At 68.0% G+C, this 14134-nt stretch carries 10 protein-coding genes; 2 read left to right on the plus strand and 8 right to left on the minus strand.

Annotated elements, in window-relative coordinates; translation table 11 throughout:
• Positions 1-122: 122 nt before the first annotated feature.
• From ABZ827_RS21250 to ABZ827_RS21285, 8 genes are all read right to left on the minus strand, one after another.
• On the minus strand, positions 123-365 hold the full coding sequence (locus tag ABZ827_RS21250) for a hypothetical protein (RefSeq protein WP_357239062.1): 243 nt from the start codon (positions 363-365) through the stop codon (positions 123-125).
• A gap of 47 nt (positions 366-412) precedes the next feature.
• Positions 413-1429 (minus strand): bifunctional lytic transglycosylase/C40 family peptidase, encoded by a 1017-nt coding sequence (locus ABZ827_RS21255; RefSeq protein ID WP_357239066.1) that lies wholly within the window; start codon positions 1427-1429, stop codon positions 413-415.
• Positions 1426-2427: a replication-relaxation family protein gene (locus ABZ827_RS21260; RefSeq protein ID WP_357239069.1), complete on the minus strand. Its 1002-nt coding sequence runs from the start codon at positions 2425-2427 to the stop codon at positions 1426-1428. Before ABZ827_RS21260 ends, ABZ827_RS21255 begins: the two co-directional genes overlap by 4 nt.
• 73 nt (positions 2428-2500) lie before the next feature.
• Entirely contained in the window at positions 2501-5026 is a 2526-nt protein-coding gene (locus ABZ827_RS21265) for a DUF87 domain-containing protein (RefSeq protein WP_357239072.1), read from the minus strand.
• Positions 5027-5029: 3 nt separating this feature from the next.
• Positions 5030-8068 carry a PrgI family mobile element protein gene (locus ABZ827_RS21270; RefSeq protein WP_357239075.1) on the minus strand — a complete coding sequence of 1013 codons (3039 nt, stop codon included), beginning with the start codon at positions 8066-8068 and terminating at the stop codon, positions 5030-5032.
• Positions 8065-10068, minus strand: coding sequence for a hypothetical protein (locus ABZ827_RS21275; RefSeq protein ID WP_357239078.1), 2004 nt, complete (start codon positions 10066-10068; stop codon positions 8065-8067). The genes ABZ827_RS21270 and ABZ827_RS21275 overlap by 4 nt, the downstream gene beginning before the upstream one ends.
• 2 nt (positions 10069-10070) lie before the next feature.
• Positions 10071-10478 (minus strand): pilin, encoded by a 408-nt coding sequence (locus ABZ827_RS21280; RefSeq protein ID WP_357239080.1) that lies wholly within the window; start codon positions 10476-10478, stop codon positions 10071-10073.
• Positions 10469-11725: a replication-relaxation family protein gene (locus ABZ827_RS21285; protein WP_357239083.1), complete on the minus strand. Its 1257-nt coding sequence runs from the start codon at positions 11723-11725 to the stop codon at positions 10469-10471. The genes ABZ827_RS21280 and ABZ827_RS21285 overlap by 10 nt, the downstream gene beginning before the upstream one ends.
• A gap of 529 nt (positions 11726-12254) precedes the next feature.
• Between ABZ827_RS21285 and ABZ827_RS21290 the strand changes: the two genes are divergently transcribed.
• Together ABZ827_RS21290 and ABZ827_RS21295 are read left to right on the plus strand one after the other, a co-directional pair.
• Positions 12255-12941, plus strand: a complete 687-nt coding sequence (locus tag ABZ827_RS21290) for a hypothetical protein (protein WP_357239086.1) — start codon at positions 12255-12257, stop codon at positions 12939-12941.
• Between the two features lie 98 nt (positions 12942-13039).
• Entirely contained in the window at positions 13040-14026 is a 987-nt protein-coding gene (locus ABZ827_RS21295; RefSeq protein ID WP_357239089.1) for a DNA methyltransferase, read from the plus strand.
• The last annotated feature ends 108 nt before the right edge of the window (positions 14027-14134 follow it).

The following is a 14134-nucleotide window of genomic DNA, read 5'->3' on the forward strand; positions in this document are numbered from 1 at the left end:
CGGCCCGGGTATCCGCCCCAGTTCCTGTGTCTACCTGCGTCGCGACGTTTTCGTAGGCAGGTGCCCAGGGGGATGCAGGGCGCGGTGGTTTCGTTTCCGGCGCTATCTCCAGCGGGCAGATTTCACTCTTGACTGTCAGGATGTGCAGTGTCTCGGGGGTGATCCCAGGGGAGCGGTTCGGCGAACAGGTGCTCGGTTGCCCATAGGGAGGCGCATTCGGGGCAGAGGGTGTCCTGGTGGTCGCAGTGGTGGGGATCGGTGGTGATGGGGATCTGGACTTCGTCGATGTGGTGGACGAGTTCGGTGCCGCCGGGTGGGATGTGGGAGAAGTCCACCAGGGCGCTGACGGTGCTTCGTGTGGTCATGGCGATGGGGCTCCTGTTCGGACGACGCTCGATTCGGGAATTCCGGTTCAGAGCCGCGGGGCCGGCTCGCGTGCCGGTGTGTGGGCGGCGGGTCGGGTAGCTGCGTAATAGTCGTCGCCGGGCCAGCGATGGTCCGAGATTTGTACGGGCTGGTCGAATGTCGGTGCGTGGAGCATTTTTCCGGCGCCGAGATAGATGCTGACGTGGTGGACATCGGCGGTGGTGCCGTAGAAGAGCAGGTCACCGGGCTGAAGCTGGTCTTCGGAGATGCGGGGGCCGGCGTGTACTTGGTCGTAGGTGGTGCGGGGGATAGCGATGCCGGCTTCGCTATAGGCGGCTTGGGTGAGCCCGGAGCAGTCCCATCCGCCAGATTGCTCCGGCCCGTTCCCACCCCAGACATACGGTTGCCCGAGTTGCCGGCAGGCGAACGAGATGACAGCCGCCGCCGCAGGACTCGCGGCCCGGATATCGGCACAGTTCCCGCTTCCTGGCGGTGGGACGGTGGCGCGGGTGGAGTAGCGGTCGGCTTGGGCGAGGACGTCGCGGACGTACCAATCGGCGTGGTTGTAGGCGAAGATCGCGGCATAGATATCGGCCGGTGCTCCGGAGTCGCACAGGTAATGCGCGGCAGCGTGGACGGCGTCGTGGGGGTTGTAGCGCGACGGTGGGTTCGCTCCGCCCGGTGGTAGCGGGTGGCGGTCGACGACGGAGTCGAAGGTCGCGGCGAGGAACTGCATCGGCCCCGCGGCGCCGGCGAAGTTCTCGCCCGTGGTGACACCGGGTAGCGGGGAGCGGCCGTGATCGGTTTCGACCTTGCCGATTGCGGCGAGGATAGACCAGTCCAGGCCGGGACATGATCGGGCGCCGTCCTGGTAGAGCACCAGCCTCTCCGGTGGGATGTCGGTGAGCGCTTCGGTGCTCGGCGCAGTGTCAGCGCCTGGCGCGGGGACCGGTGTCGTAGGGGTGTGGTTGTAGAGGACGACGGTGGCGACGACCGCGGCGATGACGACCGAGCAGAACACGACCGCAGCCGAACCGGTGGCGAGGACTTTGCCGAACATCATTGCCCTCCTGCGCTGGACGGAGGAGTCGGTGAAGGCGGGGGAAGGTCCGTCGGTTCGCCGGGTGCTGGCAGGCCGGCATCGTCGTTGCTGGGCGGTGGTGGGGTGAGGTGTGGCCAGGAAGCGGGGAGGTGGTGGAGAGCGATACGTTCGGCGACGCCGGTGGCGTTGAGGGGCAGCCACACTCGGTCGGCGGGGCTCGGGTGTGGTTCGGTGTCGTCGAGGAGCTCGGCTGCCGCGGTGGCAACGGGTACCGCGGCAGGGTCGGGCAGCGTTCTCCAGGAGTCGAGCAGGGCGCGGCGGAGGGTGGTTTCGCGGCCGATCGTGGGCACCCAGAACAAGACGGGGGTGATGATGCCGGTGGAGCGGGCGAGTTCGGCGTAGCCGGTGAGCTTGCCGGCTACCGACGACAGGTTGACGGTGCCGAGGACGAACTCCAGGAAGAAGTCCAGCGTTGCGCCGTTATGGGCGTAGCGGCCGTAAGCGTCGGGGCGGACCAGGTCGCCCCAGAGTCGGCGGCAGCGGGTTTCCGACGACCACGCGAGGACCCGCCCGGCTCCGGGGGCAGTGGCGAGGGCGGTGAACCATTCGTTGACACCGATGGTGTGCGCCAGCTGCAGGCTGTGGGCGATGGCCAGGGCGTGTTCGCGGCGGTAGCGCAGGTGGCGGACCTCGATACCTGCTTCGGCCGCCACCACGGCGGCGCCGGACGGGGCCAGTACCCAGTGTCCGGGAGCGGTGCCGTGGGTGCGCAGGGGCCGGAACCGGTCGACGACCCGGTAGCGGTGCAGGAGCGCGAGCCGTCGGCGAGCTGTGACGAGGGAGGGGAACGCCAAGTCCGCGAGCTGGGTGGTGGTCAATACCCGGTGCTCGTGCAGCATTCGCAGAATCCACCGATCGCGTGCGGTGAGCCGCACCACCAGCCCGGCATGGTCGGTGGCCGGTGCTCGGGTGGGGCGGGGTGCTCGGAGATCGGTTTGCCGGAGCGGGCGATTGATCATGTGGGCCAAACCTCCGGTGATGAAATGTGCTGGGCAGGTGTATCCGCTCGTCGGTCCGTGGACGTCGTAGGTGTCAGGACAGGCGTGGATCGCCGTTGCGTGCTGGTAGCGCCGCAGGTTTGGTGAGGTCGGGATTCGATTCGTGTTCGGGTTCGGCCGGCTGGATGGTCGGCTCTGGCGGCGAGGTGAGGCGAGCGCGGGCAGCCGCGCGGATTTCGCGGGCGCGGCCTGGGACAGCTGGGGGCAGCGTTCGGGTGGTGAGGGTGAACGGCGGAGCCTGCTGGCCGCGGACCAGGATGCGGGCGGTGGCGTGGAAGGCGTCGAGGTGGGTGAGATCGTGTTCGGATAGCCAGGGGCTGGTGTGGCGGGCAAGGTCGCGGGCGTCTTCGGGGGATGCGGTGAAAATGACCTTGTTGCGTGCGTTGGCCGATACCGCGGCCCGCATATCGGAGGGCAGCTGGCCGAGGTTCTGGTGGGCGAGGACCAAGGACAGGCGCAGGCCGCGGGCTTCCGCGAGCATGTCCTCCAAAGGCGTGGCGAGGTTCAAGAAGTTGTGGGCCTCGTCGAGGGCGAGGGTGGCGTCGGGGCGCCGATCGGGGTGCGTGCCGACCCGAGCCGTGGTCGCCTGCCAAGTACGGGCCACCAACAGCGACCCCATGAGCCGGCTGGTGTCCTCGCCGAGGGAGCCTTTCGGGATCCGGGCCAGACAGATCCCGCCCTGGTCGAGGACCTCGCCCAGGTCGACGGTGGAGGGGCCGGCGGTGAGGGAATCCCGGACGAATTGACGGAACAGGAAGTGCCGCAGCTTGTTCAATAGCGGCCCGATGACCTGGTTACGGGCCGAGTCGGTCAGTTCCTCGTACGAGGACCAGAACCCTCGAAGCACTGGGTCGGCGGTGGCGCGGGTGACTCGGGTGCGGAACGCCGGTTCGGTCAACAGCCGGGGGAGGTCGGTCAAGGTCGCGACGCCGGGCTGCCGGCACAACGTGAGCAGGCTCGCACGCAGGACATCGTCGGTGCGCGGACCCCACCATTGGGCGAAGGTGCGGTGGAAGATCGTGGCCAGGTTGTCCACGGCCCGGTCGGTGCCCGCGCGGTCGGCTGGGGTGTCGAGGGGGTTCAAACAGGGCGGTTGGCTGCGGGAGTCGGCGTCGAACAACACGACCCGGTCGGCGCAGCGGCGGGGGAGACGGGCGAGGATATCGGTGATCAGATCGCCTTTGGGGTCGACCACGACCACGCTGCGGTCTTGGTCGGCTTCATCGAGTATCAACTGCGCGAGCAGGGTGGATTTCCCGACACCGGTGGGGCCGAGGACGTGCAGGTGGTGTCGGGCGTCAGCGACCCGCACCGCCACCGACCGCGCACCCGGGGTGTCGGAGACCCCGAGTGGTTTCGCGAATGGTCCTGCCGCCGGGATATCCGGCGTCGGAGCCACGGCACGGGCACCCGCCCGCTGCACCCCGGGAATCGCGGGATCATGCGGAAGGTGGGCAACAGCCGCCAATTCCGGGACCGACAGTAAATCGCCGCGCCCGAGTCGTCGCTGCGCCAATGCATTCGCGAGCCTCCGGCGTCTGCGGTGCCGGTAATAGTTGTGATCGGTGCACGACCCGAACACCACGGCCAGGGCATCCGCCCGCCCCCGCGCAACGGCCCGTGCCGCCGTCCGGTCGCCGGTATCGGGCACGGTGACGGCGTAGCGGATGATGCTCTCCCAGAGCGGGCCCCGGGCTTTATCGGCGGCGGCTCGGTGCTCGGTGTTTTCCTGCATCGCTGTCTGCCGGTCTCGGGTCTGGGCTGCGGCTGCTGCACGGGTGCGGCCGGACCGGCGGACCGGGCCTGGCATGAGCAGGTCGAGGATTTCTCGTAGCAGCGGCACCGGCCACACCGCCGGGCCGCTGCGGGTGCCGCGGCTGACGCGCCGGCCGGTGACCGGCCGCGCCAGCACCTGCACGCAGGCAGCCTGACCAGGAGCGAGATCGTCAGCGGCGGAGATGAGGTCGCGGACCAGATCCCCGCCCCGGTAGTCGGTGCGGATCGGCAGCGCCTCGCGGCGTCCCAGCCGCAGCTCACCCGCAGACAGCACACGCCGAACCTTGGCCCCGTGGAGTGGGAGCGGTTCGGTGGTGGTGTGGCTGGTGCGGGTGTGCGCACCCGGCCATGCCGATGCCACAGCCCGCTCCACCAGCCCGGGCGGAAGTTGCCCGGGTACCCAGATCCGGATCGCCACACCGGCTTCCGGAGTCACCGCATACTCGAATCCCAGGTGTGGTTGCCCGAGCACCACACGCCGCCAAGCCGGGCGAAGCTGCCCCGTCAGATGCGCCCACAACGTGTACGCGCCTTTCGGGTCGACCTCTGGTGGGGTGAGGACGGTGATCTGGCGTGCGTCGGCGCCCAGCCGGCGTCGTCGCACGGATCCGAGCACCTGCGCGAGTGCGAACGCCCCCGCTCCGATGATGATGGTGATCACCGCCGTGGGACCGGTCATGAACTGGATGACGGCGGTGACGAATTCCCGCATGGTTGTGGCGGGGTCGAGTAGTAGTTCGGTGAGCCCGTCGTGCGGCGGCGAAGCCAGCAGTTGAGGTGACACGGCCTACGCCTCCTGCAGATCGAGATATGTGTTCCCGTCGCCGTCGTCATCACCGTGATCGACTTCGGTACCGCCGCCGGCGTCGTCCGTGGCATCGCCGGCGGAAGTGAATGCGACGGCGTCGGGAGGGTCGAGCCCCGCCTCTGCGGCGTCGTCGGTGCCGGCGAGCTCGCTGGGGTCGGTGGTGATCAACGCGTGTTCCTCGGGCGAGGCCATGGCCGCGAAGACAGCGCGGTCGGTGCCGTCGATCGCGAGTAGTCCTTGGCCGCGTGCGGCCGACAGCAGGAATTGGCGTTCGCCGTCGGATAGTTTGAACGCGGTCGCGACCTCGTCGATCGCCTGTGGGGCCTGGTGGAGGAGGATCTGGGTGGCCGCGTTGGACACGATCGCTTTGCCGAGGTCGGTGCCGAGTACATCGGCGCAGTCCTGGGTCGCGACAGTGAGCCCGGCCCAGTACTTGCGGAACGATTTCGCGGCCCGGAACAAGAACTGTGCACCGGCGGCTTGGCGCATGATCAGCCACGCCTCGTCAACGGTCACCATCCGTGGCCGACGGCCGCCGGGATCGGCGACCCTCCGCCACGTAGCATCCAGCACCAGGAGTGTCCCGATCGTTTTCAGTTCATCGGGCAGCTCTCGCAGCGAGTAGGCGACCATCGCCGCGTCCGGGCTGATGGTGGTCGGCCCGTCCAGGAGGCCGGCGAATGCGCCATTGCCGACGAACGGCGCCAACGCGGCAGCGAGATCATCGGCGACCGCTGAACCGAGGGCAGCCAACTGGTGGCGCAGCATGCCCAGAGTAGGGGCAGGCCGAGTCCAGGTGGCGGGGTCGTCGGTGATGCCTGCACTGCTGTAGGTGGCGTTGACGGCGGTGTCGAGGGTGGCACGATGCGCCGGGGTCTGTTCTCCGAGAAGTACACTGATTACGGTGTGGCAGAACAGTTTCCGATGCGTCAACGCATCGGCGGGAGCGGTGCGGCGGCCGTCGGTGCGGGTGTGAATTTCCAGGTCGAAGGGGTTGAGCCGGATTCCGGGGGCGCCGAGGTGAATGTAGGTGCCGCCGACGGCCTCGGTCAGGGTGCGGTATTCGTCTTCGGGGTCGATGATGACCTGTTCGATTCCGCGGTAGAGCGAGCGCAGGATCTCGGTTTTGACGAGATAGCTTTTCCCCGCGCCGGAGCGGCCGAGGACTACCGTGTTGTGGTTGTTGGACCCGGTGCCGAACCGGTCGACGAACACCAATCCCGCCGCGGCGTCGCGACCGTAGAGCACGCCCTCGGGGGATGCCGCGTGGGCCGGGTCGCCGACAGGTAGTTGGGGGCTGGAGAACGGGAATGCGGCCGCCAGGGCGTTGGTGTCGAAGGTTCGCCGCAGCCGGATCAGGTCCAAGCCGAGTGGAAGGGTGGACACCCACCCCTGGGCGCTGCGGTAGGACAGGGGGCAGGTGTCGACCAGCAGGCTCGCCGCCAGAGCCCGGACTGCGGCGACTTCGTCGGCGAGTTCGGTTTCCGATCCGGCGTGCACGGTCAGATACAGACCGACCCGGAACAGACGTGCTTCGGCACGCGCCACTCGCGCGGAGAGATCGGCGGCATCTTCGGCTGCCACCTCGACCAGAGGGTCGGTGCGGCGCCCGTAGCCGGCGTCGTGCAGCCTCGATGATTCCAGCCGCGCGGTCTGGCGCCGCAACCGCGACGCCGCGGTGACCGGGTCCACCGGATCGACATGCACGGCGACATCGAGGCGGCCCGGGTGTGAGAGCAGCGGCGCGAGCCAACCAGCGGTGACTTCCCGTGGGTATCCGGTGACCGCGAGGGTGGCCACCCAGCCGGAGCCGACCTCGAGATGGCGGGCCCCGATCGACAGCGAATCCGGGCCGAACCCGTCTCCGGCACGGGAAGTTCGGTGATCTCGCAGCCAGAGGCGCCGGTCCCGTGGTGCGTTGGCCTGTGCGATGGTGTCGTGCGGGCCGATATCTTCGGTGATGTGCTCGGCGTCGGTGCTGATGACGGTGTGGGGGCCGGCCACATCGGCGGAGGAAGGCACAAGGCTGCCCGGGTTGCAGCACCCTCTGACCACAGCTGTGGCCTGGATATCGTCGAGCGGCGTCACGGTGACCCCCATGGGAGCCAAGAGATCGGCGGCCTCGTGCACCCGGCGCAACAACCGCGACTCCGCGGCGCGGCGCGCCGCACTCGAAAGCTCCCGGCGGGCGTGGCGCCGTCCCGACGCCAGCCAGCCGAGCATTGCAGCGGGGGACGGTCCGCCGAGCCCATCGCCCGAAGCGGGGATGTCGAGGGGTTCGCGCCACACCAACAGCACCTGCCGGTGCATCAAATCCTCACTCGCAGCCAATTCGGCTAAATCGTCAGCGTGACCATGGGCCGCGGCGGCCAGCTCCGGAGACATTTCCCCGACTGCGTTCCGCAGGCTCTCGAGTTGGTCGGTCAGGTCCAGGCGAGTCGAGCGCAGGAGGATTTGGACCGGCTGACGTAGCGTGTGCAGCCAGCCACCGAGCTGGGACACCAGGGCTTCCTGCTCCTCGGGAGTGCGCAGGGCGAGGTTGACCGTCCCGGCCGCGGCGATCACTGCCAGTCCGTCCGGGCCGAGATCGACGACCCCCGTTTCACCAGTCGAGGTCACCGATTCGGGAAGTTGCAGGGTGCGGGAGCGTAACTGGTGCGGGGCAACGGGTTTCTTGCCTCGACGTGCGGCTCGCGCGATCCAGCGTGGTACCGGATCGATGCCTTCGGGCGCTGCGGCCAGATGGCGCGGCTGTAGCCTTTGGCGAGCTGCGGCCAACAGCAGCCGGTCGGCTGATAGGCCGTCGCGGGTGGCCATGGTCAGTGCCGCGACCGCGGCGCCGACCGGGATGGCGCCGGCGACAAATACCACGGGCGCGACCACCTCGCGGGTTACCGACCACACAAAGTAGAGGAGCAGCGCGGTGGCCGCGAGGATCGCGAGCTGGCGGGCGGTGAACGGGCCGATCAGCCGGTCCGGCCGGTCGACATCGGAGGGGATACGAACGGGTGTGGTCATCGGTTGTTTCCTCCTCGGGGAGAGCGGCGGCGGGCTCGGCGGCGCACCGGAAGATCGGGTAGCGGAAGGTGTAACTGGCGGCCGGTCGGTGACGGGGGTGTAGGTGAGGTCGGTGGTGGCGGCGGTGTGGTAGCGCGGTCGCCGGGCCGGGCCCTCGGTACCGGGAACGGCAGCCGGTACTGGCCACTGCGCAGTGGCCGGTTGCCCTCATAGGGGTCGGGCGGCTCGAACTCGAACGCCAATTGAGTGGGCCGGCGCGGCCGCCCGGGAGTCGAGGGCGTCGCTGGTGCCGGCGCGGTGGGGCGCTGAGCGGGTGCGGCGGTGTGTGCAGGCTGAACTCGGTGGACGGGGATCGGCAGCGGGTATTGGCCGCGGTGGTCGGCGCGGATCCCCTTGTACGGATCCGGTGGTGTGAAATCGAACGCGAGCTGGCGGCCCCGCGGTTTCCTGCGGGCTGGCGTCGGGGTGGCAGCGCCCGGCGGGTTGGCAGCGTAGGTGTTGGCCGCTGACGGCTGCGGCTGGTGCGGAGTCGGCGCGGGTGTTCGCCGAACGCGGCGAACCCCTTCGAGCGGCAGCATCAGCTGGCCGTCGCGAGTCGACCGCGTCCGCGAGTACGGATCGGCACCGCCCACCACGGCGGCGGAATTGCGGCGGCCACTGCCTGTTCGGGCGCGGGCGACGGGGATGTTGTTACCGGGCTGCGAGGGAGCCGGGCGCCGGAAAGTGGCGACGGCCGCTTTCTCGCCGCCCTTGAGCAGACCGAAGGTCTTGTAGGTGACATAGCCGCGCACCAATGACCCGACCATGCTTCGGCCGCCGCCATGGCCGATCCGCATGCTCGACAGCAACCAGAACGGAACCTTGATCAATACGGCGATCAGCGCGAGCCCGATGATCAAGCTCACCAATCCGTCGGCGTTGGGCCCGAAGAATTCCCATCCTCCGGGAGTGAGGAACACTCGCAGTGCGGTAACCAACACGAGCGACTGCACCACCTGGATCGCCAGACAGGCGGCGAACGAGCGCCACCACCACCGCGCTACCGAATCCAGCCCCGGCAGAACATGACACATCAGCGCGAGTGGCGCGGCGACGACCAGGATGATGGTGACCGCCACCCGCACCACGTAGGTGATGAGCAAAACCACCAGCAGCACCACCAGCGCGACCTCCAACAGGATCACAAAGATCCCGGCCCCGGCCGCCGGACTGGCTAGCCCCCTCACCGCAGTGATGGTTGCCAGTTCCCGCAGCGCCGCGCCGGCGGAATCGGAGTCGACTCCGTCGCCGGCCAATGCGGTGGCGAGGGCGTTGGCGACGCGGATTGCCTGCGTGGCGATGAGGAGGCTCATCGCTGCGGCGAGGAACCCGACCGCGATCCGCGGCGCCAGATCTTGCACCGACCATCGGGTCTGGAGGGTTTCGCGCACCATCAGCAGCACCCCGGCGGCCATCACCAGCAGCCCGTACACCGCCAGCATCAGTTGCCACGATGAATCCCACAGCTCACCGACTCGTGGCAGGTCACCGGGCTCGGGGGTTGTCAGGAGGGTGTGTGAGAGCAGTTCGAGCAGGGGGTTGAGCGCGGATTCGACCAGGCGCTGGAAGAATCCGTCGATCGCTTCGGCGACACACCCGGAGATATTGCGGACCCCGCAGTCGGAGTCACTGGGATCCGATGGCTCGATTGGTGCCGTCCCATCCGGACCAGTCGGAGACGGAGCCTGCGTGGGGTGCGGGGCCTGGGGTTCGGGGACGGTAGGAGCGCTCGGCACCGGGGTGGCAGGTGTGGCCTGGCCGGGAGTCGTTGTGGGTGGCGGTGGCCACTGCGGAGTGGTCGTCCCGGGTGGCAGCGGCGGCGGTTCCGCTGGCTGCGCCGCCGCGGTCACACTGACGCCGAGACCGATTGCCAGGAGCGCGACGGCCGTTACCGCGAGCCGGAATACCCACAATGACCGGGGAAGTGGTGGTGAGGTGCCGCCGGGGTGGAGGGCGGTCATGGTCAAGCACCCACGATCGATTTGAGGACGGCAACGATGACCGGCGCGAGCATCGCCAGGCCATAGCCGATACATGCCGCCCGCAGTGCGGTCTTGGACTTCTCGACCTCACCGGGATCACCCGAGGCCAGGACGTATCGGGCGCCGCCGACGGTGAGGCATACCGTCGCCAGGCCGGCAAGGATGCCGACCAGCCAGTTGCGGATGTTGTCGAGCACCTGGTCGAACGATTCAGCGATCGCCAGCACTGACACCGGCTCCGCGGCAGCAGTACCGGCGGTCACCACGATCATCGACGCCATCAGGGCCAGAGCTGTCGACCAGGCAAACGCCCGCCGGACCGGCCGGGACCGGGGTGCGCGACCTGGTGAGGTCGAGGAAAGGGATTCGGGGATACCGATCATGCGCATCGGCGGTTCACCTCCACAGTTGCCGGGTATGCGGGGGCAGCCGATGTCCGCCCGCATCGGTTACTCCGCGTTCGCGTCCCGGATTTGGACCGGGACGTCTCCGGCGAATCGCCTGATGTCGCGACGTGATCCCGCGAGACGGTCGCGGGCAGCTCAGCTGGTGCAGCCCCAGGAGGGGGCATGGACTGCTGCGGTCGCGTCATGTGTGCGGGCCTCGGCCGTGTCGCGGACAGGGGGTCGCGTCGGTCTGCGGCGAGGAGCGCTGAACCGGTCGGACCGAGGGCGTAGTGCCATGGCGGTACACCTCGGTGACCGTCGCCGGGGTGGCTGCGGAACCGAGTCAGGACCCCGCGGCGGGTCAACGCCGTCAATCGCTTGCGGGCGGTGTCGATGCTGGGAAACAACCGATCCGCGACCTGCGCGGCACTCAATTCACGCTCGGTGCTCAGCAAGTGGAGCAACTCCCGGTCACGACCGGTGAGACGCTGCCGCTGCTTCGCAAGCTCTGCCGCCCGGTCGTCGCCGTCACAGGAAAGCTGATGTAAGGCGCGGCGCTCGACGGTGCTGGTCCGGGCGGGGTCGGTTGCTGCGGCGCGGGCAGCCAACCACCCAACGAGATCTCGTTCACCGCGTTGCCGCGCCTTACGCAATGCCCAATGCGACAACCCAGCGGTACGAGACGCGAGAGCCGTCATCGACTGCGCCTCCAACCGCGTGGCCGCGATCAACTCCGCCACTTCGGCGGTGATCACGTTCTCCGCGACCGCTTCCGCGAGGACCTGCTCCGGATGGCCCTCCGGGGTCCACATCGCCGGCACCGGCTCGTGACCGCCGGCATCGGTGCCGAGGTCTGCGCCCGGCACCGGCGCAGCTGCCTCCTGCCGCACCCAGCTACGGCCTCCGCGGAACAGGGCCCAACGCAGCCGAAACCATAGAAACGGCCGCTCGAGATCGATTCGAGACAGCTCGGCGAAGAATGCGGCAAGCAAGTCGGCCTCGACATCGGCGCGATCCTCCCGCCGGCGTGGGCCGAAGACACTCGCCATCCCCGCCAACATCGGCGCCGCCATACCAGCACATATCAGCGCCGCGTCCGCCCCGTCGACACGGGACCGGCTGATCAGCCTCACCCACACCGCGTCCACGGTCGCGATCGGCACACCCGGATCCGACAGCACCTGCCGCACCTGCCCCCAGGTCCTCACCTGCCCACCCAGCTCAGGCACCTCGCCCGCCTCGAACGGCACCAAGTGATCAGATATTCGGTCGAATGCCGACCTGACCACCGCCAGCGGCGAGCTTTCCGCTCGGCCCCTCTTCCTTGCAGAAATATCGTATTTCGCGTTCATGGTCACCCGTTCCCTTGCATTCGGTAGTTGTAAGAACTGACCCGGCAAGGACACAGAACGAGCGCCACCAAAACGCCACCGAATGACCCCCAAGCAACCCCGAAAAAACCTCCGAATGCCCAGCGATGAACGATGACAGACTACGAATCCCGGGGAGATACGGTGGTGAACACCGCGAATAACAAGGCTTCTACCAGGATCTGTGTACTTTCGGTGGCGTTCCGGTGGCGTGGTACATCGCACGGTAGAAAGACGGAATGCGCTCGGTCAAAAAATTCCTACAAATTGATTCGACTTTCGAGTGACTCTGGAATCTATTGCTTGAGGCTAATCGGTTTCCGAGATGGGGCGGTGTCCAAAAACGGCGAATTCCCGGGGAGTTGTCCAGTGCCTAAACCTCATGCACTGGACTGAGAGGGACCCGCCGATGACCGGACATATCCGAACTCGCCGCCGTACCAGTTCGACCCCGTCGCGCGGCCGTCCTCCCGCGGTGGACGTCCCGTCGACGATCTGGGCGGGCGGAACTGAACCGATCGAGGCCGACACCCAGTGGCCGAAGCAGATCGTGTCCCGCGCGGTCATCGAGTTCTCCCGACCGGGAGACCAGGTGACGGTTGTGTCCTCACCGGCTCCCACTGCCCGCAGGCGTCGGCGCTTCCTGACACCGGACACCAAAGCCGCGCTCACCACCATCGAGGGCCTCGGCCGTTCCAGCGTGATCGAACATCTCGCCGCCGGTCCCGCCACGTCCCGAACTCCGGCTCCGAGCGAGGACGGCAAGATCTCGCTCATCCTGGCGAGCCTGCTGCCTCCCGAGAACACGTCACTCTCTGTGGTGGACGAGATCGTGACGCTGGCGGCTACGCGGCTGGCGTCTGGCGGCGTGCTGGTCGTATTCACCCGCGCTACCCACACCCCCGCAGGTGCCCTGTTGGATTCGACCGGTCACGTCGTGTCCGCTGGCCAGACCGCCGATCTGCTCTTCCTCCAACACATCGTCGCCGCACCGATAAGCGACGACACCATCGTGGCCCCCGCACCCGATACCGCCGGGCAAGCCCGTGGGCACATCGTCGTGCACACCGACGTCACCGTGCTCCTGCGACCTTGAGCTGGCGCTGCGCTCGTCGCACAAATTTCGGCCGTCACGCACTCCTGGTATCCCGCGTGCGGGACTCCGCGTCACAACCCCCGAATTGAGGACCTTCGATGACCCCCACTCCCAAGCCCGAACACACGGTCGGCACCAGTGGTGTGTCGGTGTGGGCGACCGCGCAGGCCGCACCCGCCACCCAACGATCCGGCCGCTACCACCCCGACAGCGTGAAACACCCAGCGAAAATGCTGCCCGCGATCGCCGCCCACGCCGTCGAGGCATACACCCGCCCCGGCGACTTGGTCCTGGACCCGATGTGCGGAATCGGCACCACCCTGGTCGAAGCGCTGCACCGAGGCCGCCGCACGGTCGGTGTCGAATACGAAACCCGCTGGGCCGACCTCGCCCGCAGCAACATCGACCTCACCCGCGCTGCCGGTATCGATCCGGATGCAGCCGTCTACCAAGGTGATGCCCGCAAACTGTCCACTCTGCTTCCCGCCAACCTGCGCGGGCGAGTCGACCTCGTGATCACCTCACCCCCGTACGGCGACTCCACTCACGGCCATGTCCGGGCCAAGGCCGGCGAAGGTGTCCGCAAGTACGACCACCGATACGGCTCCGTCCTCGACCGCGGCAACCTCGCCAATGTCGGCATCGGCCGGCTACTGACCGGATTCACCAAGATCCTCACCGGAGTTACCGACTACCTCAAACCCGGCGGACACGTCGTCATCACCGCACGCCCCTGGCGTCAGCACGCCGAACTGATCGACCTGCCCACCCATATCACCACCTGCGGCACCCTCGCCGGACTCACAACCGTCGAACGATGCGTCGCGCTGCTGGGCCGCCTCGCCGACGACGACCTCATTGCCCGCAGCAGCTTCTTCCAGCGCGACTTCATCGTCAAGAATCGACGCGGCGGACTGCCCGTCCACCTGATCGCCCACGAGGACGTCATCGTGCTCCAACGCAGGCAAGATTCCGCGAGTGCACCGACGGAAAAGCAACTCCAGAACGACGGACAGCGGTCTGCCGTGCACCATGGGTCGTTCGGTTCCCGAATCGGACCCGACCCAGGGGCGACGGCCGCGTAACAGTTGCCAACAGGGAGCAACTACCAGCGCCAGTCCCGCTCGCCAGGGATGGCACTCGGATTTCGTACGGATCGGCCCTCGGAACAGTGGCCCGGTCGGGCATGATGC

The organism is Nocardia sp. NPDC019395 (genome assembly GCF_040632335.1).
GTDB lineage: Bacteria > Actinomycetota > Actinomycetes > Mycobacteriales > Mycobacteriaceae > Nocardia.

What these genes read in the sequence shown, in the direction of transcription:
- ABZ827_RS21295 (WP_357239089.1), top strand. Translation starts at nt 13,040, where the DNA reads ATGACCCCCACTCCCAAGCCCGAACACACGGTCGGCACCAGTGGTGTG.
- ABZ827_RS21275 (WP_357239078.1), bottom strand. Translation starts at nt 10,068, where the DNA reads ATGACCGCCCTCCACCCCGGCGGCACCTCACCACCACTTCCCCGGTCA.
- ABZ827_RS21270 (WP_357239075.1), bottom strand. Translation starts at nt 8,068, where the DNA reads ATGACCACACCCGTTCGTATCCCCTCCGATGTCGACCGGCCGGACCGG.
- ABZ827_RS21280 (WP_357239080.1), bottom strand. Translation starts at nt 10,478, where the DNA reads ATGCGCATGATCGGTATCCCCGAATCCCTTTCCTCGACCTCACCAGGT.
- ABZ827_RS21290 (WP_357239086.1), top strand. Translation starts at nt 12,255, where the DNA reads ATGACCGGACATATCCGAACTCGCCGCCGTACCAGTTCGACCCCGTCG.
- ABZ827_RS21250 (WP_357239062.1), bottom strand. Translation starts at nt 365, where the DNA reads ATGACCACACGAAGCACCGTCAGCGCCCTGGTGGACTTCTCCCACATC.
- ABZ827_RS21260 (WP_357239069.1), bottom strand. Translation starts at nt 2,427, where the DNA reads ATGATCAATCGCCCGCTCCGGCAAACCGATCTCCGAGCACCCCGCCCC.
- ABZ827_RS21255 (WP_357239066.1), bottom strand. Translation starts at nt 1,429, where the DNA reads ATGATGTTCGGCAAAGTCCTCGCCACCGGTTCGGCTGCGGTCGTGTTC.